The sequence below is a fragment of the Pseudomonas sp. H3(2019) genome (genome assembly GCF_007713465.1).
In the GTDB taxonomy this organism is placed as follows: Bacteria; Pseudomonadota; Gammaproteobacteria; order Pseudomonadales; family Pseudomonadaceae; genus Aquipseudomonas.
The window spans coordinates 23,661-44,722 of record NZ_VMSG01000002.1 but is presented as its reverse complement, the minus strand read 5'-3'; the positions used below and the strand labels follow the sequence as shown (position 1 = coordinate 44,722).

Here is a 21,062-nt window from a genome sequence, read left to right as displayed (position 1 = left end):
GCACTCATCACTCAGAAGCGAGCGCGGCCTCCCCCTTCATCAGTTGGGTACCAGCGACCGTCTGACGACCCACCTTGAACCATGCGGCGTACAGCGCCGGAACGAAGAAGATCGTCAGTAGCGTCGCCACGGTAAGGCCGCCCATGATTGCAATGGCCATAGGTCCCCAGAACACACTTCGGGTGAGCGGGATCATTGCGAGCACGGTGGCCAGCGCCGTCAGCATCACCGGACGGGCCCGGTGAATGGCGGCGTCCAGCACGGCATTCCACGGGGCGCGCCCTTCAGCGATTTCGGTTTGCACCTGGTCGATCAGGATCACCGAGTTGCGCATGATCATGCCACCCAGCGCGATGATGCCCAGGATTGCGACGAAGCCCAGCGGCGACTGGAACACCAACAGCGCCGGCACCACACCGATCAGGCCCAGCGGTGCAGTCAGCATTACCATCCACATGCGGGAAAAGTTCTGCAGTTGCAGCATCAGCAGCAACAGGATGGTGATCAGCATCAGCGGGGCCACGGCGAGCAGCGCCTTGTTGGCCTTGTCACTTTCTTCCACCGCGCCGCCCACGTCGATGCGGTAGCCCGTCGGCAGTTTGGCTTCGATGTCCTTGAGCAACGGCTGGATTTCCTGCGTCACCGATACACCTTGCTCGCCATCCTTCACGTCGGCACGCACCGTGATCGCCATGTCGCGGTTGCGGCGCCACAGTACCGGTTCTTCCAGCTCAGAATGCACTTGTGCAACTTGCGACAACGGCACTACCGTGCCCTGGCGTGTGTACAGGTTGATGTCTTTCAGTGTGTCGAGGTTCAAGCGCTCCTCAGGCACGGCACGGGCGACGATGTCGATCAGGTCCTCGTGCTCACGCAGTTGCGACAAGGTTGCGCCGTTCATCACGGTCTGGGTTGCCAGCGACACGTCGGCCGGGGTGAGGCCCAGCGCGCTTGCCTTGTCCTGATCAAGCTGCACTTTTAGTGTGCGAACCGGGTCGTTCCAGTCGAGCTGGAGGTCGCGCACCTTCGAGTTGGACGCGACCACCTTCTCTACATCGCGGGCGATCTTGCGCACCACCTGGGTATCGGGGCCGACGACGCGGAACTGCACCGGGTAACCGACGGGCGGCCCCAGCTCAAGCCGGGTTACGCGCACCCACGCCTGCGGGAACTGCTGGTCGGCGGCGGCCATCAGCCGCGCACGCACTCGCTCGCGCGCCTCCAGATCCTTGGTCATCACGACGAACTGGGCAAAGCCCGGATTCGGCAGTTCGGGGTTGAGCGAGAGATAGAAGCGCGGCGCACCGGCGCCGGTGTAGGCGGTGAAGTACTTGACCTCTTCATCCTTCGACAGCTGCGCCTCCATCCGCTTCACCTGCTCGGTGGTCGCCGCGAAGGACGAACCTTCTTTCATGCGCAGGTCGACGACCAGCTCAGGGCGCGAACTGTTGGGGAAGAACTGCTGCGGCACAAACTTCATGCCGGCCAGAGCCAGCGCCAGGGCGCCAAACGTTGCGCCGATGACCACCCAGCGGCGCTCGATGGCGGTGTCGATCAGGCCGCGCAGCTTACGGTAGAACTTCGAGTCATACGGATCGCCGGCATGCTGGTGCTTGCCGAAATCCTTGGGCAGCATCTTGACCGCCAGGTACGGCGTGAAGATACCCGAGCAGATCCACGAGAACAGCACTGCGGCGCCGACGATCCAGAAAATGCCACCCGCGTACTCGCCGGTGGTGGATTTCGAGAGGCCGATAGGCAAGAAGCCCACAACAGTGATCAGTGCGCCGGTCAGTCGCGGCATGGCGGTGGACTGGTAGGAGAAGGCGGCCGCCTTCACGCGGTCCATGCCGGCCTCCATCTTCACCACCATCATTTCGATAGCGATGATTGCGTCATCGACCAACAGCCCGAGTGCGATGATCAGCGAACCGAGCGAGATGCGCTCGAGGTTCCAGCCCATCGCCAACATCACCAGCGCCACGCCACCCAACACCAGCGGCACCGAGGTCGCGACCACAAGGCCTGTGCGCCAACCGAGACTGGCCAGGCTCACCGCGATCACGATGATCAGCGCCTCCATCAGTGACCGCTCGAAGTCCCAGATCGCGTCCTTCACCGTGGAGGGCTGGTCGGCCACGCGCTCCAGTTCCACGCCGTGCGGCAGCTCGGACTGGATCTTGTCGACCGCTGTCTCCATCGCCTTGCCGAGGTCTACGATATTGCCGTCGTTGGTCATCGTGATGCCAAGCATCAGCACCGGCTGGCCATTGTGGCGGACCGTGTAGGTTGGCGGATCCTCAAAGCCGCGTGAGACGGTCGCGATGTCGCCGAGCTTGATCAGCCGCCCACCCGCAGTGATGGGCACATTGCGGATAGCGTCTTCGCTGGCGAACTGGCCGCTCACGCGCACCATGACGCGGTCGCCGTTGGTGTCGATCTGACCAGCGGGCAACAGGGCGTTCTGGCTCTTCAGGCTTTCGGCGATGGCCAGCGGTGTAATGCCCAGCGCTGCCAGGCGTTCGTGCGAGAACTCGACGTAGATACGCTTGGCCTGCTTGCCGATGACATCGATCTTCTTGACCATCGGCACTTTCAGCAGGCTGCGCTTGATGTCCTCGGCCGCGTCCGACAGCTCGGCGTGACCGACACCGTCGCCCTTGACTGCGTACATCAGGCCATACACGTCGCCGTACTCGTCGTTGACGATCGGGCCGATCACGCCGTCAGGCAGCTCACGGCTCAGGTCGTTGAGTTTCTTGCGCGCCTGGTACCAGGCCTCGCGCTGGTCGGCCTTGGAGGTGCCGCCGCGCACGGTCAGCGTCATGCCCGCGTAGCCTTGCCGCGCGTAGGTGACCACCTTCTCGAAGTTGTCGATCTGCTCGAACTTCTTCTCCATGCGATTGAGGACCTGGTCCTGCATCTGTTGGGCGGTTGCGCCCGGCCAGATGACGATCGCGGTCATGGAGGGCACGGAAAAGCTCGGATCCTCAAGCTGACCGAGCCGGGTGAAACTGAAGACGCCGGCCACTGCTACGATGATCAGCATGAACAGGACGATGGCGCGATGACGCAGCGCCCAGTCGGTGAGGTTGAAGTTGTTCATCGGGCGGCCTGCTGCGTGGTATTCGCGTCAACGATCGCCGCGCCGGGGAGGGCGACCTTGAGTCCGGATGTCATCTTCTGGACCCCGGCGGTGACGATCAACACGCCGGCCTGCGGCCCGGAGACGAGCACCTCGTCGTTGCGGTAGCCCCAAACGGCGACACGCTCCAGTTCGACGGTGCCGACCGGATCCTTGCCCGCGGGCGTGACCACCCACAGCGCCGGCTGACCGCCGATTTGCGTCAGTGCCGTGGCGGGTACTGCTGCCACCGAGACATTGGTCATCTTGCGCTCGGCCATTACCGTGGCGGTGGCGCCCAGTGGCAGCGCCTTCACCGGCTTGAGCCGCGCGCGATAGGTGCGCGTCTGCGCCGCAGCCTGTGGCGACAGCTCGCGCAGCGTGACATCGAAGGTCTCGTTTGGCGCGCTGGCCAGCGAGGCCTTGAACCGCGCCTCCTTGAAGACGGACAACTGATCCTCGGGTACATCGACGACAATTTCGGATTCATCCGGATTCGCCACCGAAACAACCGGTTGACCCTCTGCCACGATTTGCCCCGCCTCAAAGCGCACAGCCGTGACGACGCCGCTTCGAGACGCGCGCAGCACGGTGTACTTGAGCCGGTTGCGCGCGAGTTCAAGCTTTCGCGCTTCGGCCTCGGCGTTCGCATGTGCGGTCTGGGCATTGGTATGGGCACGCTCGTCGTCGGCCGCACTGACCGAGCCGTCAACCTTCAGCGCGCTCAAGCGCTGGCGGTCCGAGTCGGCCTGGTGCGTCTGCTCGACGGCAACCGTCCACTGCTGCTGCGACGCTTCCTCAGCGAGGCGGTAGTCGCTGTCCTCCAGCACCGCCAGTATGTCGCCTTCGTGCACAAACTGGCCTACATCGACCTTGCGCTGGGCGACCTTGCCACCGACGCGGAAGGCCTGGTCGACTTCATGCCGCGACTGTACGGTGCCCACGTAGCGACTGACTTCGCGGGCATTGTCATAGTTGATTTCAACGGTGCGCACCGGCCGTGGTGCCTGCACGGCGGGACGGTCCGGGCTACAGGCGGACAGCATGACGGCTACGGCCAGGGCGCCGGCCGCAGTAAGGGAGTTCTTCAAGGCGGTTCCTCTTTGAGAAACGATAGGTTCTTAGGAAAGTGGTGGTCGGTCGGCTTTGGTAGCGGCTGTGGGGGTGGCGGGTTGTTCGAACACCTGCCAGCCTCCGCCCAGTGCCTTGTAGAGCTGTACGCTATCGAGCAGCAGCCGAGTGTTGCTGTCGTTGGCGTTCAGCCGTGCCGCCAGGCGCGCCCGCTGCGAATCCAGCAGCGGCAACAGGTCGATCTGCCCGCGGTTATAGAGCGACTGGGCGCGGTTCTGCGCAGACTCCGCAGACGCGGCGGCCAATTGCAGCGATCCGGCGCGGCGGCGTTCCTGCGTCAGCGTGACGAGGGCGTTCTCCACATCCTCGAGCGCCCGTACCATGCCGTCTTCGGCGCGCAGCAGCGCCTCTTGTTGAGCACTTTCGGCAGCGTCGTTGATCGCTTGCGTGCGCCCGGCGTTGAAGATCGGCATTGCCAGCAGGCCCGCCACGTTGGTGAAGCGCGCAGCACCGAGATCTACGCCGTTCAGGTTCAGGTCCTGGCGGCCGAAGGACGCGCCGAGGAAGAGCCGCGGGAACCACTCAGCCGCGGCCTGTTGGCGGCGCGCATTGGCTGCGTCGAGTTGCGCCATCAGCGCCAGCACGTCAGGTCGACGTTGCAGCAGCGCGGCGGGCTGGCCCGGCTTGGCCTCGGGCACCGCCGCCACATCGCTACTCGAGGACTGGATGTTCGCAGTATTGAAGGACTGGTCGGCGACCAGCACCGCGATACGATGGCGCGACACCGCGGCCAGCGTTTCCAGCGGCGGAATCTGCGCCCGTGCCGACAAGGCGTCGGTCTGTGCGCGCTCGACGTCGAAGGCGGATGCCAGCCCCGCCTGTTGGCGCGCGGTGACCAGGCGCAGCGTCTCGTCCTGCATCGCCGAGATGGCGCGCAGCGTCGCGACCTGGCGCTGCGCGCCGATCAGTGTGAAGTAGTTGCTGACGACGTCGCTCATCACCAGCAGGCGTACACCGCGCATGCTGTCCTCCGTGGCCAGCGCATCGGCGTTGGCCGCCGCTGCGCCAGCGCGCAGGCGGCCGCTCAGGTCGAGTTCCCACGAGACGTTCAGGCCCACACCGGCGGTCTTGGTATCCGGAAGAGCCTGTTTCGTGGCCGAGTTGTAGCCGGTGCTGCTATCGCTGCCGGAGGCGGATGCGCCGACGCTCGGGAACAGCCAGGAACGGCTGACCGTTTCGCCGGCACGCGCGGCGCGCAGGCGCTCGGCGGCAATCTTGACGTCGCGGTTCTCGCGCGCTGCTCGGCGCACCAGGTCCGTCAGCACCGGGTCGTGATAGACCTCCCACCACGCCGCCTCAGGTTCCATCTCGGAGGATGTGCTCGCGGCGAAGTTGCTCGGCAGTTCGACCGACGGCTTGACGACCGGGGTGGAGCAACCGCCCAGGGCGAGGGCGATCGAAGTGGCAAGGACGGCTGCAACGGCGAGCCCGGCCCGTTGCAAGGTCGCCCGACCGGTGTGGAGGGGCAGTGGAAAGGAAACTGGAAGTCGCGGCATCGCATTGGACTCGTGTGGATTCGAGAATGGCAACAGCGTAGGGCCCGGTAGGCGCGAAGTCGTCAGCGAAGCGTCGCCGTTCGGTCGCCATATCGAGCGCTCATTGATGTTGCAGACGTCACTCGCCGTCGGCATCTGCCGTGTGTTCGCCGGCCGCCGACACGAGGTCCGAAGCGATCGACTCCAGCAGCTCTTCGGCGGACGAGAACTCGCGCTGACGCCCGGTGACGAGGTTTTCGAGGCGGCCCACGAGGGCCCCCGGCGCAGCATCGCTGCGCAGTTTCACTACGTACGAGCGGCGGCTCGGGTACTTGGATTCAGGGTTCAGGATCATCGCAGACCAGGGGCTCGGGAAAGTTCGACGACAGCGTAGGCCGTCCCCTGGGTGGAGTCGTAAGCGAAAGGTCGGACTTCGGTCGGGACAGACATGAACACCGCAGTCCCTGTGGGAGCGAGCCTGCTCGCGATGACGGCGGTACATTCAGCATCAATGTAAGCTGACCCGCCGCTATCGCGAGCAGGCTCGCTCCCACAGGTTTTGCGCCTTTAACTCTTCAAGCGGGCCTTGCAGCCAGAAGCAGCGAGCGCGCACATTTCACCAGCTCGGTTCCATCCGTTTCGGGCAACTGGTCAACCAGCGTAGCCAGTGCCTGAAAGTCCTCGGCCGTGGCGTCGTGGTGCTCGCACAGTTCGACCAGCGCGAGCAATTCCAGCCACGGAGCTTCCTGGGATCGAGCCTCTTCAATCGCATGCCGAACCGCAGTGTTGCCGGCGTCGAATCGGCCCTGCATCCGCGCAATCGCTGCCTCCAGCAGCAACAGTTGCGGCAGGTATACGCGCTCGCCCAGTTCTTCTCCTACTCGTAGTGCTTGCTCCAGCTCGGCTCGCGCGACGTCGTAATCACCCGCCAGCAGCAACGCCTCGGCGGCATAGCCGAGCACCTCGCTGGCGCCGGAGCGCATGCCGAGCCCGGTGTGTTCTTCGTAGGCCTGGCGGATGCGTCGGTAGCCGTCACGCGGCGATCCGTTGCGCGCGTCGGCCCAGCCGCGCCACCAGCGGCAAGCCGTACGTCCCAGCGCGAGCGAATACTCATCGACCAGCTTCTGCAGGTCGTCAGCCAGCGCCGCCACACGCACAGGGTTGCCCATCCGCACCTCGATCAACACTTCCTGCCAGGTGGCGACCAGCCAGGTCATCGGTTGGCGAAGCGCCTGCGCGCGGGTCCGCGCTCGCTGCATGTGGGCTCGGCCTTGCACAATCAGGCCAGAACGCACGAACTCTATGGCCAGCATTCCGTGCAGCATGACCTGAGGATCGGCCGCAAAAATCTCGTTCGCCCCGATGTCCAGCGGCTCGGCAATCGCGAGGGCGCGCTCTAGCCAACTGCGGGTCGTTTGCGTGCGACCCTGAAGGTGATGCACCTCACCCTGCACGATACACGCGGCCAGCATGAGCGCTGGATCGTTCGTCTCGGACGAGAGGGTTTCGGCACGTTCCGCCACCTCCAGCGCCAGCGCATAGTCGCCGCGCAGACCCAGCAGATAGCCGAATCCGTGCAGCAGGCGACCGCGCATTGGATGCTCGGGTACGTCCGCTAGCAACGTGTACGCGCGTTCGAACGCGTTCCTGGCTTCGTTGCCGACACCGAACGTGTGGAAAGCCGACACGCCCTGCAGTGTGGCCAAGGTGATTTCGAGCGTATCGCGCTCGGTCCCCTTCGGTGCCTGCGTCAGCAGGACCAACGCGCGCTCAGTGAGGCCGATGCACAAGGCCGGGCTGAAGTGCAGCAACGCGGCTTCTGCGGCCTCGGCGTAGTAGCGCAGCGCGACCATCGGCTGCCGGGCGCGGTCGAAGTGCATCGCCAACTCCGAGGCCGCGACCGGCACGCCGGCCGTGCGCTCGCGTTCGAGGGCGGCGCCCACCTGGTGATGGAGGTGGGTGCGCAATGAGCGTGGCGTGCGGTCGTACAGCACCTGGCGGAAGAGGGCATGCCGGAACGAGTAGGGTGGCTCTGCCGTCTCTTCAGCTTCTGCGGCCTTCGACTGTGTGAGCCATACCTGCTCGCGCACCAGTTCCTCGCAGGTGTCGGCCACAGACGCGAGGTCGCGCTCGAGGGCCCGCGAAACCGTCTCGACCCGGAATTCGACGCCGCACACCGCTGCCGCCGAGAGCAGCGTACGCTGCTCCTGTCCGAGCTTGGTGATGTAGTGATCGATGATGGCCGCGAGGTTTTCGGGGACCGCCAATCCTGCCAGCCGGGCCTCGATGGTGGCATCGTCGTCTGTTGGGTCCATCACCTCACTGATGACTGACGATACGAACAACGGCACACCGTCAGTGCGCTCGTGCAGGGCCCGCACGAAAGTTTCATCTCGCGCCAACGAGGCCGAATGTAGCGCAACATAGGCAGCGACCTCGGTTTCCGAGAACGGATCGAGCACCACTTCCTCGCACAGGCGTTGCAGGCGCAGTTCGTGGCGCAACGAGCTGAGCGGATGATCGAGCGCTACCACCTCGGCGAGGCGAAAGCTCGACAGCCACATAAACCGCATGCGGCTACGTCTGCGCGCCAGATAGTCGATGAGCTGGACCGTCGCCCGATCACTCCAGTGCAGGTCTTCGGTCACCAGCATCAGCGGGCGCTGCTCCGTGTAGCGATCCAGCAGTTCGCCCATTTCCCGCAGCATGCGATCCGGGCCGATGCCAGCAAGCTCGCGCCGCAATGCATCCCGTTCCTCTGTAGTGCTCAGCCATGGCAGTTGCAGCAGCCAGGTCGGTGCCACGGCGCGCAACAGCGCTGGCAGGGTGAGGTCGCTGCGGCACAGATCGGCTAACGCCTCCAGCACCGGCAGGTAGGGTTCGCCGGTACCGTAGTGTTCCACGCAATGGCCGCGTGCGCAGGCGATGCCGCCGCCAAGGCTGGCGAGGAAATGTTCGATCAATGTGGTCTTGCCAATCCCCGGTTCTCCGGCGAGCCAGACCACTGCACGCTGGCCGCCGCATGCCCGCTCCCACGCTCGTTGCAGCCTTGAAACCTCGTCGGTGCGCCCGATGAATGGCGGCGACGGTTGCGCGTCAGCGGCGGGGAACGTCGTGGCTGCAGGCGGTATCGAAGGGGCAGGGGACGACGCGGCGATGAAGCGATAGCCGCGCCGCGACACCGTCTCGATGAAACGGGGCTGCCTGGGGTCGTCGCCCAACACCTTGCGCAGATCGCTGATGGCGGTCTTCAGGACTGAATCGCTGACAAACCGATGCCCCCACACGGCATCAAGCAGGGCATCCTTGGTCACCAGCGATCCCGGCTGGCGTGCAAGTACGCACAGCAGGGTGAAGGGCGTCGGCGCCAACGCCACGGCTTCTCCGTTACGTAACAAGCAGGCGTTGGCCTCGTCGAGTTCGAACTCGACGAAGCAGAGCTGGACGGGGTTCGGATGGGGCTGCGGACGCGCCACGTTTGATTCCTGAAGGCTAAAACATAGTTGTGCGCTGTGAAGCATGGCTTCCATGACAACGCTGATCGGCTCAGAAGCCAAGCCTCACCGGTCGGAAACTGACGCAGCGTGACTTCACTCCTCAGGCATCCGGTTGAGCACAGCCCAAGTGGACTCATTTGGGTGTGGCAATGATCTCAAAAAATTAATGACTAAAACATCAATATTGAAATATCTCTCAATTTTGCATACCTTCACATTGCCTGACGATGAGACCTGCGCGTCCCACGACTTCAATCACAACAAGGGCTCGATATGAACAACAACAAGAAAGTATCCGAATTGCCGCCCGCCGCCGTCGATGTGCTGGTCGTCGGTAACGGTCCGGTCGGTGCGACAATCGCGGCGCTGCTCGGCCGCTATGGGGTCAAGACACTGGTGCTGGACAAGATCCATGAGATCGTACTAATGCCCCGCGCCATTGCCCTGGACAACGAGGCGCTGCGTATCCTGCAACTCGCCGGATTGTCGGAGGAGGCTTTCGAGAAGATCGCTATCCCGGAAGTAAAGATGCACTCACCGGTTCTCGGGCAATTTGGTCGCGCCAACACTGCTGGGTGTATCGACGGCCACCCCAAGCTTGTGACCTTCTATCAACCCGACCTCGAACGAGCGATGCGCAGCCAGGTTTCCCGGCTGAAGTCAGTGACCAGCCTGGGCGGCTTCGAGCTCGAAAGCCTGGTCGAGGAGGCGGACGGCGTCGTCGCCTCCGTACGGGATCAGGAGGGGCGTTCGCATTCCGTTCGCGCCCAGTACGTGGTCGGTGCGGATGGTGCAAGCTCCAGGGTCAGAACACTGATAGGCCAGGAGTTCGAAGGGCAGACCTACGCGGAGGATTGGCTGATTGTCGATGTCATGAACCGGCATAAGTCAGCCATTGATCATATTGAGTTTCTCTGCGATCCACGGCGCCCAACGCCGCACATGCCCGCACCCGGCGGCAGGGAGCGCTGGGAGTTCATGCTGCAACCCGGCGAATCGCGCGAAGAGCTGGAAAGCCCGGAAAGCATCGCCCGGCTGATTGCGCCATGGATCAAACCGCAGGAGCTGGAAATCGAACGCAAGGCGGTGTATCGATTCCATGCGCGCTGCTGCAACAGCTTCAGCAAGGGCCGCGTCTTCCTCGCCGGCGACGCCGCGCACATCACGCCGCCTTTTGTCGGGCAAGGTCTCGTAGCGGGACTTCGAGATGGCGCCAACCTGGCCTGGAAACTGGCCTGGGTCCTTCGCGGTTATGCCGCGCCCGCGGTGCTCGATACCTATGACGAAGAGCGCCGCCCCCATGCTCAGGCGATGATTAATCTGGCAAAACTCATGGGCCGCCTGGTGATGCCCAAGAACAAGCTCGCGGCTTTCTTCATCCACGGCCTGATGCGCATGTTGACGTTGACTCCCGCTACCCGGAGGTACTTCGAACAGTTGGATATCAAGCCGAAGAACATCTTCAGGCACGGGCTATTCGTGAAGCACCGTCGGGGCGACAAACTGGTACGTGGCAGCCTGTTTCCCCAGGCCTGGGTTCGCACTCTGCAAAAGCAGATCCAACTGAGCGACGATGCGCTTGGGGACAACCTGACCCTGGTTGGTTTCGGCGTAGACCCATTGTCACTGCTGACCACTGCTCAAGTCGTTTCCTGGGAAAAGATGGGCGGGCATTTCCTGGAAATCAGAACACGCGGCCAACGCTCCGGCGGCCGTTGTGACTTCATCGAAGACCTGAACCATGACATCCTGCCGCTGGCTGCCAAAGGCACGCTCGTCGCGATTCGCCCTGACCGCATCATCATGCACCACGCTCCCGGCGTAGAGGCTGGCAGTCTCGTTCGAGACTGCCAGATCCTGATGGCGCACACCAATTCCACTGCCGATAGCGTTTCCATTACCATCAACGAACCCCCTCGATTAAGAGCCTGAAGATGCCGTCCCCCACTTGTCCTTCAGAAGCAACTGCGCAAGAGCCTCTCACCCGAGGCCACAAGAAGCGTGAACGCACCCGTCGCGGCCTGGTGGACGCGGCATTGCGTCTTGTCGCGCGCAAGGAGGTGGGGGAGATTGCACTGCTCGACGTCGCTGCGGAGGCCGAGGTATCCAACGGCACCATCTACAACTATTTTCGAACACGCGACGAAGTGCTCGAGGCGGTTGGGATCGCCATGGCGAGCGAGTTCTCCGATGCCATTTCCGCCTTGAGTTCTGACGTGCACTGCGGCGCGCAGCGGCTTTCGATTGGTGTGCGGATGTTCGTATGCCGGGCCGCGTACGACCATCAATGGGCCAACGCGCTGCTGCGCATCATCCATTCCGATCAGACCATGCGTTCGCGCTTGGCTGCCCATGTGCTGGGCGACCTGCGTGATGGCCTGCGCGCGGGTACTTTGGCTTACGAGGACGAAGGGGTCGCCCTGGACATGGTCGTATCGTGCACCACCGGAGCGATGCGTTCGGTGGTCGAGGGGCGTACGGTGCCGGAGCACGATCTGCGGGTCGCCGAGATGATTCTCAAGGCTCTGGGCGCAACACCTGCCAGAGCCAAGCGAATCGCCGGTAAGCCGCTCCCCTAAGTACTGATGTCACCTTCGGCCCGCCAGGCCCTGCCAGAAGCTCCACGCTTCTGAACACTTGTGTTCATTTTCGTCGGTGTGTAGAAATCTATAAGCCTCCCTCATTGGCCTTGCCATATCACTCAGCACGTCCAAAGTAACGGGGCGTATAACGGTTTTTATTGTGGGGTACGTTCTTAATTCAAAAAACCTTGTTGACTGCAATTGAACACTAGTGTTCAATTGGCTCATCAAGTCATTCTGGAGAGAGAGCGTGGAATCCCTAAATCCGATACAGCGCCGCATTCACCGAGCCGCCTTTCGCCTGTTCGCTGAAAAAGGCACCTCCCAGGTGAACATCCTCGACCTTGCGCAAGAGGCAGGCGTGGCGCGTGGTACGATCTATAGCAATATCGGCAGCATGGGAAACCTGTTCGAGGAGGTCGCCGGCTATCTCGCGAGAGAGATGCATGAGCGCGTCAACAAGAGCTTCAATACCCTCTCCGATCCGGCTCAGCGCCTTGCCAATGGCATTCGCTTCTTCATTCGTCGAGCTCATGAGGATCCCCAGTGGGGGGCGTTCATACATAAATTCGCCATGAGCAATTCTTCATTGCGCGAAATGTTCAGCAGCCAAGCGACTACGGATCTTCTGAGCGGACTGTCCAGTGGGCGGTACACGTTTGCGCAGGAGCAATTGCTCTCGGTACTGACGCTGATATCGAGCAGCGTCCTCGGCTCGATTTTCCTGGTGCTGGAAGGGCACAGAACGTGGCGCGAATCGGGCTCTGACACGGCCGAGCTGGTGCTACGGGCATTGGGCGTGCCTCACGAAGAGGCTAGAGCGCTGGCGACCACAGAGCTGCCGGCACTTCCCCCACTCGACTGAGCGCGGTAACCGACCCGACAAAAAACACCTCTGGCATTTTCAGAGGTGCGGGGATCGTTTTGTCCTGAAAAACCGGAAAACAAGAACAATGAACAACAAAAATGAAATGTGCCAGTTGGCGACACAACATCCTGCCCGGCATCCGCAGCCGACGGTGAAGGCCCGGGATCTGACTCACCTGATCTTTCAACGTCCGGACTTGAACGAGGCGGCGCGGTTCCTGACGGACTTCGGTTTGACGGTCAGTCATCAGAGCGCCGATACGCTCTATCTGCGCGCCACTGGACCGGCTGCCTATTGTTACCGTGTCCATCGTGCAGACCACGCACGCTTTGTCGGGTTTGGACTGGCAGTCCAGTCTCTCGAGGATCTGCACAAGCTGGCTCGAATCCCGGGCGCGTCATCGGTCGAGAAATCGGCACATCCAGGCGGCGGGCATTACGTCCGGCTGACCGATCCTTCAGGGTTCGTTGTGGAAGCCGTTTGCGACCAGGCTCCAGGTAAGACCCTGGTGCACAGAGCCCCACTTCCGTGGAATCTGACGCAAGATCAGCCACGCATCAACTCGACTCAGCGTCCGCCGATTGCACCGCCTGAAGTACTCAAACTCGGCCACATCGTGATTGAAGTGGCTGACTATCAGGCGACCTGTGCCTGGTATACGCAGCATTTCGGGTTTATTCCCAGCGATGTGCAGGTACTTCCCGACGGTACACCGATCGTCGCCTTCATGCGCCTTGACCTTGGTGAGATTCCAACGGCTCACCACACGCTCGCGATAGCGCAAGGGTTCATGGCCACCTACAGCCATAGCGCCTATGAGGTCGTCGATGCAGATGCGGTGGGCATGGGGCAGCGCGTCCTGCGGGAGCGGGGGTGGGAGCACTCCTGGGGAATCGGCCGGCACATCCTGGGCAGTCAGATCTTCGATTACTGGCAAGACCCTTGGGGCGATAAACACGAGCATTACTGCGACGGGGATATCTTCACGGATGCTCAGCCTACGGGCATCCATCCCGTGAGTCCCGAGGCGATGGCGCAGTGGGGGCAGCGCATGCCCAAGAGTTTTACCAAACCCAAGATGAACGTGACCAATCTGCGTGCGCTGATCCGTAACCTGCGGCGCAGCCCGGACCTGACATTTCGCAAGTTGATAACGCTGATGCGGATGTTCGGGTAGATCCGCCAGCCCTTCCTCAGAACAACACCACAGTTCTCGTGCTGCCGCGCGCGGGACAAACACGCTCCAGGAGTACCTTCAATGTCTGCTGTACACGTAGTCCGCTTTGAGTTTCAGAACGGTATCCACTGGGGCGTGCTACGCCAAGGCCGTATCACTGTTGTCCCCGGTGTTTTTGAAACCACTGGTGACTTCATTTGCCAGAACAGTATCGACGACCTCGCTCGAATGAGCGGTACGGAGTTGGATGCAGGCGACGTGAAACTGCTGTCGCCGGTGACTCGTAACCAGCAGTTCGTCTGCCAGGGCGCCAACTATCGCCAGCACATGATCGAGTCGGGCATGGACCCGGATGCGAAGAAATTCAACATGATCTTCACCAAGGCGACGAGTTGCCTGGTGGCGGCTGACAGCGACCTGATCAAGCCGCGCAGCGTGCGCTTCCTTGACTACGAGATCGAACTGGGGCTGGTGATGAAACGTGCGATCAGCGGCGCCGTGACTGTCACCGACGCCAACCTGCATGAGTTCATCGCCGGCGTCGTCATCGTCAATGACTACTCCGCTCGTGACATTCAGATTCCCCAGATGCAGTTCTACAAGGGCAAGAGCTTCCGCACGTTTGGCCCGGTCGGTCCCTACCTCTGCCTTCTGGATGCCAAGGACATGCATTACCTGAAAGCACTGCAGCTGCGCCTGACGGTCAACGACCAGGTGCGACAGAACGACAGCACGGCGAACCTGGTTTACGGCCCCGCTGAAACCCTGACCGAACTCTCCCGCGTGCAGGATCTCGCCCCCGGGGACCTGATCGCCACCGGTACCCCTGCGGGCTGCGCGCTAACGGTACCTTCGCCTGCCAAACAGCGCATTGCGGCCCTGATGCCGGAAGCCACCAAGTGGAAGCTTTTCCTCAAGGCGCAGGAAGGCCGGACGCAGTATCTCCAGGCGGGTGATGTGGTCGAGGCGCGCATTCGTAGCGCCGATGGCGTGATCGACCTTGGCGTGCAACGCAACCGAGTTGTGGGAGAAGCCTGATGACGGTGCAGACCCTGAACGACATCGAAAATATCGAACGAGTCCCCTTGTCGGAGCGTGGCCTGGCGTCCAGCACTTATGAAGCGCTCAGACGTACGGCTGATCGCACTCCCGAGGCGCCCGCATTGAGTTTCTTCGCCGACGCCACTGACTTCAAAAACACCCACGACTGGAGCTATTCCGAGCTCTTCGCGGATATCACCCGTGCGGCGAATGCCTTCCATGACCTGGGCATAAAACCGGGCGAGGTGCTTGCGTTCATCCTGCCCAACCTGCCGGAAACCCATTTCACTATTTGGGGCGGGGAGGCGGCAGGCATCGTCATGGCAATCAATCCTCTGCTCGAAGCCAAGCAGATGGCCGGCTTGCTGAATGCCGCGAAGGCCTCCGTGGTGGTGACGCTCGCACCGACTCCGGGTAGCGATCTGTGGCCCAAACTGGCTTCGCAGCTGGATCAGTTACCCGCGGTCAGGTCTGTCGTTTGGGTCAGCATGGAACCCTATGTCGCCGAACCTGTGCGCGGGATCCTGAAATCCGTGGCACTGAAGGAACGAGCCGTGCACAGCGCAATCGCGATCCATGATTGGCAATCGCTGATGAATACTCAGCCGCACACACACCTGAAGAGCGGTCGGCAAATCCGCCAGGATGAATGCTCCTCCTACATCTGTACGGGCGGCACCACCGGGCTCCCGAAGATCGCCGCGCGAACCCATGGCTCGGAAGTCTTCAATGCATGGGCCATGGCCGCTCACCTGCAGCCACGCAGCAGTGGCCAGGTTATCTTTTGTGGCCTGCCGCTGTTTCATGTCAATGGACAGCTGGTGACGGGCCTGATGCCTTGGACTCAAGGCGACCAGGTGATCCTCGGGACGCCTCATGGGTATCGTGGCGAGGGAGTGATCCGACGATTCTGGGAGATGGTCGAGCACTTCGGTATCAACTTCTTTTCCGGCGTACCCACTGTCTATGCCGCACTTTTGCAAAATGAATGGCAGGGCCGCGACCTCTCCAGTCTTCGCTATGCCATGTGTGGCGCCGCCCCGATGCCGGCCGAGCTGTTCCGGGAGTTCGAGCGCCGGACCGGGGTAAAGATCCTTGAAGGTTATGGCCTGACGGAGGGTGCCTGCGTTTCCTCGATCAATCCGCCCCACGGCGAGCGCCGTATCGGCTCCATCGGGGTGCGGATCGCCTACCAGAATATGCGCGCGGTTGTGCTCGATGATTCTGGAGAGTACCTGCGTGACGCCAATGTGGATGAGACCGGCCTCATCACCATCAGTGGCCCGAACCTCTTCGTTGGCTATCTGGAGGAGAGTCATAACCGCGGCCTCTGGATCGATATCGACGGTCAGCGCTGGCTGAATACGGGGGATTTGGGGCGCCAGGATGCGCAAGGTTACTTCTGGCTGACCGGACGCAAGAAGGAGTTGATCATCCGCGGCGGCCACAACATCGATCCCAAGCAAATCGAGGAGGCTCTACAGGCGCATCCCGCCGTCGCCCTGGCCGCTGCAATCGGCAGCCCCGATGTCTACTCGGGCGAGGTGCCGGTTGCCTACGTTCAACTGCGCCCCGGGCAAGCCTGCAACGCCGAAGAGCTTGAGGCGTTCGCTTATCTCAACATCAGCGAGCGGGCGGCAGTTCCCAAACGCATTGAAATCCTCGAAGCACTGCCACTGACTGCCGTGGGCAAGATATTCAAGCCTGCCTTGCAGCTGCGGGAGATTGCCAGGGTGGTCCATCAGGCAGTAGAGCGCTTGGGGCTTTCGAATATCGCAGTGGAGGTCGTGCAGGATAATCGCCGTGGGCCGGTCGCTTGCATCAGGGCTGGAATTGGCCAGGAAGTCCTGGCTCCTCTCCTTGGACACTATAGCTTTCAGGTCGAGTGGCTTAAATGAGCCCGAATTCGCTTCCGTAACTCCAGCAAACCTGCCCTGGCACTCATCAGTCAGGGCCTTTTACACAACTCCGATCCACTCCAACCGGCACTGACAAGTGCACAGGAAGGCGAAGCCTTGCCTGCGTGCAACCAACAAAAACAATAAAAGAGAGGTGGAAAATGAAATTGAATAACCGTGCGATCCAGTGTCTCTCTGCTCAGCAAAAGTGTGCTGCGTGGATCAAGCTCACCAGTGCCATGGCACTGCTCAGCGCCTCTACACTGGCAGGTGCCAATGGCATTGCCCTTAACGAACAAAGTGCCAGCAGTGCGGGAACGGCTTATGCGGGCAGGTCGTCATCCGCGCTGGACGCCAGCACCATCTACGGAAACCCTGCAGGCTTGACCAAGTTGCAGCGCAGTGAGATTTCCGGCGGGGCCGCGATCCTCTCGGGGAGCGATGACATTAGTGATGCTCACGGCAGTGTCGCAGGAACGAGTAAGGGGAACTCGGTACCGTTGGCGGTCGTGCCCTTCGCCTATATGTCGACGCCGCTTGATGATCGGCTTTCGATTGGTTTGGGGCTCTATGCTCCGAGTGGTCTGATCAATGACTACGAGAGCAGTTTTCAGGGCCGCTACCATGGTTCCTATAGCTCGACCAAGGAAGTAACCCTGCAGCCCACCATTGCCTATCGGATCAATGATTACGTGTCCATTGGTGGCGGGCCGACCATCAACCATTTCGATGCCAATCTTCAGAATTACCTGGCCACCGGCACCCTGAACAACGGCCAGGACACACGGGTCACCATCAAAGGCGATGACACGGCAATTGGCTATAACGTCGGCCTCTTGGTTGACTTGAGTGATGCAACGAGTTGGGGGATTAACTATCACTCGAAGGTGAACTATCACCTCAAAGGGCATACCGAGGTTTCCGGCTCCCCGAGCGTTATCCCGCTGGACGGAAACTATCCCGCCACGATAAATCTGACTATGCCCGAATCGGTGGATACGTCCATCACCCATCATTTCAATAGTCGCTGGACGGGATACCTGGGGACCACCTGGAAACGTTGGAGCCGGCTCGAAAAGTTCGAGGCAATCAACAGCGAAGTTTCCGCCCTTGGCCAGAGTGCGGGCCTGGAGCGTGTGGGCGAACCATTGAACTGGCACGACACGTGGTCCACCGCAGTTGGCGCATCCTATCAATTGACCCCGCAATGGCTGATGCGCGCAGGCTACGCCTATGATCCGTCGCCAATTGGAAATGCCGATCGCAGCGTGCGCGTTCCGGTTGGCAACCGCCAGGCCGTGACCCTTGGCGGCGCTTATCTGCCGACTCCCGATCTGACCATAGACTTTGCTTATGGTTATCTCTGGGATTCCAAAGCCTCGGTAAACCAGCCGAACAGCTCCGGTCTTCAACCGGCCTACAGTGCCAATTATGAAAACAGTGCGAACGGAATTTCAGTGCAGGCAACCTATCGGTACTGATTGACGCGACAGCCCTTTTCAAGGGAGCCAATTGTTGCCTGTCAATCAGCACCCACTGCCGCGAACACGTTTTGCGGCGGTGAGTGGGGGGCGGCAACTCCAGGTCTTCTCTCGATCCAGTGGGGGGAGGGCTATTCAGCGGCGCCACGATCCATGAGGCAATTCAACCTGCCGCTGAGCCGCTGCCAAGGCAACCTTCAGCCCCTGTTTATCCAAGGGGATACAGTAGGCGGGTTTGGCCCGTTCGAATCGCCAGCTTTCATCGAGATTGCCAGCATCGACAGCGTCGAACCCAATCTCGTCCAGCAACGTGATCACCAAGGCTTTCGCAACCGGGTCATCCGCAGCGATCGGCAGTGCGCGTCGGTCGGGCGCAGCTTTCGGGCGCGAGTCCTGCACCAGGTCTTGAGCGAGGATTGCGTTAAAAACCTTGACCACTCTGGAGTGGGGCAGGTGTTCGGCGAGCAGGCGGCTGGTGGTGGTTTCGAATCGGTCCAGGACGGGAATGTGGCCGTCTCGTTCCGGGTAGTAGTTGTTGGCATCCAGGACGGTTTTGCCCTCTAGCCACTTGGCCGGCACGCTTCGATAATGCGCCAGGGGGATTGCCGCGAGAACCACTTCACCAAACTGCGCAGCCTCCTCGAGGGTCCCGACTTTACTGCCGGGAATGTCACTGAGCACGCTGCTCATGGTCTGTGGCCCACGTGAATTGCTGAGCATTGCCTCATGCCCGGCAGCTATAACCAATTGCGCCACTGCACGTCCGATGAACCCTGCGCCAATAATGCCTATCCGCATGTCCTTACTCCGTTGGTTGGTAGGAGAGGCTATGATGATTGGCAACCAATAGGGGATAAATAACGATCGTGTACTTAGTCTCGTTACCAGGAGTGTTGAATGATGGATCGCTTGACGAGCATGGGCGCTTTTGTGATGGCGGCGGAATCAGGCTCCTATGCCCGCGCCGCCGAGCGCTTGGGCATGTCGCCGCAGATGGTGGCCAAGCATGTTGCTGCTCTTGAGCACCGGCTCGGGGCGCGGCTCCTGAACCGTACTACCCGGCGGCAAAGCCTGACTGAACTGGGGAGTGCTTACTACGAACGCTGCAAGCATATTGTGAGCGAAGCCCAGGCTGCCGACTCCCTTGCGCAAATCATGAACGACACCCCTCGTGGCAAACTGAAAATCAGTGCTCCCGTGACTTTCGGTTCCTATAACCTTATGCCGTTCGTGACGGATTTTTTGCGTCAGCACCCTGAAGTGGAAATCGATCTGCAATTGACGGACCGCTTCGTCGATCTGGTGGAAGAGGGGTATGAAGTGGCTTTCCGGATCGGCCCCTTGGCCAACTCCAGTCTGACCGCCAGACCGTTGGCCCCTTATCGGCTGGTGGCCTGCGCGGCACCGAGCTACCTGATTGCGCGCGGAACGCCACAAACACCGGCTGATCTTGAGAGCCACGAGTGTTTGGGATATGCCTATTGGTCCCGCCCGGCCGACCGCGAATGGCAGTTCTGCAAAGGCTCCACCGTTCATAAGGTACAGGTCTCCAGTCGTTTGCAGGTCAACGAGAGCAAAGCATTGCTGTCAGCCGCGCTTGACGGTTTTGGAATTGTCCTTGGATCCGAAGACTTCCTTCAGCCGGCGCTGCAAAGCGGCGAGTTGGTGCGACTGTTGGCTGATTTCGAAGCGCCGAGCCGACACATGCATTTGCTCTACACGGCAAATCGTCAGAGAACAGCCAAACTCCGACGATTTATCGAGGCTGCAATCGCCCGCTTTGGTGCGACTTGAGCCGGCTTTTGAGTTGTCCAGGCCGCATTGACCTGTGATTGATCCCGGTCGCAGGTGAGCGCTTCATTGACTGGATGCTTTTTTCCACTCCATATACGCCAGCGGCAAACACACCGCGCACGGTCGATAACCCGCGGCGCGGGCAGTGGTTTCATCGGCGAAAAATACCCGGTGCGCGACATAGCCGCCACGGGCAATGGCACGCAGTGCAGCAGGGCAGTCGAGTCGACCGTAAATTCGCGATTGTCGATGACCACCCATTTGTCCGGGTTCGGCGCTGTCTAGCGGTTTGCCCTGAGCATTGATCAGCACAAAGCGTTTCATGAGGTCGGCACTCGCCACAAATACCAGGCCGCGACGGTTCTATAGGGGCTCCATGCCTGACCGATATCGACCATCTGCTTGCGGCTTGGCTGTTGCTCCAGGCTCTTGAAACGGCGGTAGCCGTCGCGCACGCCAAAGTCGTCGGCGGGCAGGATGTCCATGCGTTCCAAGGTGTAGATCAGCAGCATCTCGACAGTCCAGCGGCCGACACCGCGTAACCGGGTCAGGCGTTCGATCAGTGCGTCGTCGCTCATCGACAGCGCGTTTGAACGATCCGGCACCAGCCCCTCCAGCGCGCCTTGGGCGATACCTTGGAGCGTGGCGATCTTGCTGCCGGAAAAACCACAGCTGCGCAGCACCTCGAATTCGCAGGCCAGCAATTGCTCGGGCGTCGGGAACGGCGAGTCGGGAAACAGCGCGATCAAACGGCCGAGAATGGCATCGCCGGCCTTGGCATGGAGTTGCTGATAAGCAATGGCCCGAACCAGCGCTTCGTAGGGATCGCGAGCCGGTTTTGGCTGGTGCAGACAGGGGCCGATGGCGGCGATGTGTCGCGCCCAGTCCGGGTCGATGGCGGACAGGTATTGGCTGGCGGGGTGATAGGGCATGGAAATTCCAGGCAGAAGTTCAGGTACTGCAGGCAGATTAAAGGTCTGCCCGCAGGATCGCA

At 61.3% G+C, this 21,062-nt stretch carries 16 protein-coding genes; 8 read left to right on the top strand and 8 right to left on the bottom strand.

Annotated elements, in window-relative coordinates; all coding sequences use genetic code 11:
- Positions 1 to 7: 7 nt before the first annotated feature.
- The 5 genes from FPT12_RS02630 to FPT12_RS02605 form a co-directional block, all read right to left on the bottom strand.
- Entirely contained in the window at positions 8 to 3,106 is a 3,099-nt protein-coding gene (locus tag FPT12_RS02630) for an efflux RND transporter permease subunit (protein ID WP_145014514.1), read from the bottom strand.
- Positions 3,103 to 4,215, bottom strand: coding sequence for an efflux RND transporter periplasmic adaptor subunit (locus FPT12_RS02625; protein WP_145014513.1), 1,113 nt, complete (start codon positions 4,213 to 4,215; stop codon positions 3,103 to 3,105). Before FPT12_RS02625 ends, FPT12_RS02630 begins: the two co-directional genes overlap by 4 nt.
- A gap of 30 nt (positions 4,216 to 4,245) precedes the next feature.
- Positions 4,246 to 5,751 (bottom strand): TolC family protein, encoded by a 1,506-nt coding sequence (locus tag FPT12_RS02620; protein ID WP_145014512.1) that lies wholly within the window; start codon positions 5,749 to 5,751, stop codon positions 4,246 to 4,248.
- A gap of 118 nt (positions 5,752 to 5,869) precedes the next feature.
- Positions 5,870 to 6,085, bottom strand: coding sequence for a hypothetical protein (locus FPT12_RS02615; RefSeq protein WP_145014511.1), 216 nt, complete (start codon positions 6,083 to 6,085; stop codon positions 5,870 to 5,872).
- Between the two features lie 220 nt (positions 6,086 to 6,305).
- The gene (locus FPT12_RS02605) at positions 6,306 to 9,206 is read right to left on the bottom strand and encodes an AAA family ATPase (RefSeq protein WP_145014509.1); all 2,901 of its coding nucleotides are present in this window, start codon (positions 9,204 to 9,206) and stop codon (positions 6,306 to 6,308) included.
- 294 nt (positions 9,207 to 9,500) lie between these two features.
- On the opposite strand from FPT12_RS02605, the gene FPT12_RS02600 reads away from it, so the two are divergent.
- The 7 genes from FPT12_RS02600 (at position 9,501) to FPT12_RS02570 (ending at position 18,274) form a co-directional block, all read left to right on the top strand.
- A complete protein-coding gene (locus FPT12_RS02600; protein ID WP_145014508.1) occupies positions 9,501 to 11,159 on the top strand; it encodes a bifunctional 3-(3-hydroxy-phenyl)propionate/3-hydroxycinnamic acid hydroxylase in 1,659 nt (552 codons plus the stop codon).
- Positions 11,160 to 11,161: 2 nt separating this feature from the next.
- A complete protein-coding gene (locus tag FPT12_RS02595) occupies positions 11,162 to 11,806 on the top strand; it encodes a TetR/AcrR family transcriptional regulator (RefSeq protein ID WP_145014507.1) in 645 nt (214 codons plus the stop codon).
- Positions 11,807 to 12,059: 253 nt separating this feature from the next.
- The gene (locus FPT12_RS02590; RefSeq protein ID WP_145014506.1) at positions 12,060 to 12,674 is read left to right on the top strand and encodes a TetR/AcrR family transcriptional regulator; all 615 of its coding nucleotides are present in this window, start codon (positions 12,060 to 12,062) and stop codon (positions 12,672 to 12,674) included.
- A gap of 88 nt (positions 12,675 to 12,762) precedes the next feature.
- Positions 12,763 to 13,854 (top strand): VOC family protein, encoded by a 1,092-nt coding sequence (locus tag FPT12_RS02585; protein ID WP_145014505.1) that lies wholly within the window; start codon positions 12,763 to 12,765, stop codon positions 13,852 to 13,854.
- 81 nt (positions 13,855 to 13,935) lie between these two features.
- Entirely contained in the window at positions 13,936 to 14,892 is a 957-nt protein-coding gene (locus FPT12_RS02580; RefSeq protein ID WP_145014504.1) for a fumarylacetoacetate hydrolase family protein, read from the top strand.
- On the top strand, positions 14,892 to 16,793 hold the full coding sequence (locus tag FPT12_RS02575; RefSeq protein ID WP_145014503.1) for an acyl-CoA synthetase: 1,902 nt from the start codon (positions 14,892 to 14,894) through the stop codon (positions 16,791 to 16,793). Before FPT12_RS02580 ends, FPT12_RS02575 begins: the two co-directional genes overlap by 1 nt.
- 161 nt (positions 16,794 to 16,954) lie before the next feature.
- Positions 16,955 to 18,274: an outer membrane protein transport protein gene (locus FPT12_RS02570; protein ID WP_145014502.1), complete on the top strand. Its 1,320-nt coding sequence runs from the start codon at positions 16,955 to 16,957 to the stop codon at positions 18,272 to 18,274.
- Positions 18,275 to 18,409: 135 nt separating this feature from the next.
- On the opposite strand, the gene FPT12_RS02565 is transcribed toward FPT12_RS02570, so the two are convergent.
- On the bottom strand, positions 18,410 to 19,072 hold the full coding sequence (locus FPT12_RS02565) for an NADPH-dependent F420 reductase (RefSeq protein ID WP_145014501.1): 663 nt from the start codon (positions 19,070 to 19,072) through the stop codon (positions 18,410 to 18,412).
- A gap of 102 nt (positions 19,073 to 19,174) precedes the next feature.
- Between FPT12_RS02565 and FPT12_RS02560 the strand changes: the two genes are divergently transcribed.
- A complete protein-coding gene (locus FPT12_RS02560; protein ID WP_145014758.1) occupies positions 19,175 to 20,068 on the top strand; it encodes a LysR family transcriptional regulator in 894 nt (297 codons plus the stop codon).
- Positions 20,069 to 20,131: 63 nt separating this feature from the next.
- Here FPT12_RS02560 and FPT12_RS02555 read toward each other — a convergent pair whose 3' ends face one another.
- Entirely contained in the window at positions 20,132 to 20,392 is a 261-nt protein-coding gene (locus FPT12_RS02555) for an Ada metal-binding domain-containing protein (protein ID WP_145014500.1), read from the bottom strand.
- The gene (locus FPT12_RS02550) at positions 20,389 to 21,000 is read right to left on the bottom strand and encodes a DNA-3-methyladenine glycosylase (protein WP_145014499.1); all 612 of its coding nucleotides are present in this window, start codon (positions 20,998 to 21,000) and stop codon (positions 20,389 to 20,391) included. Before FPT12_RS02550 ends, FPT12_RS02555 begins: the two co-directional genes overlap by 4 nt.
- Positions 21,001 to 21,062: the final 62 nt, after the last annotated feature.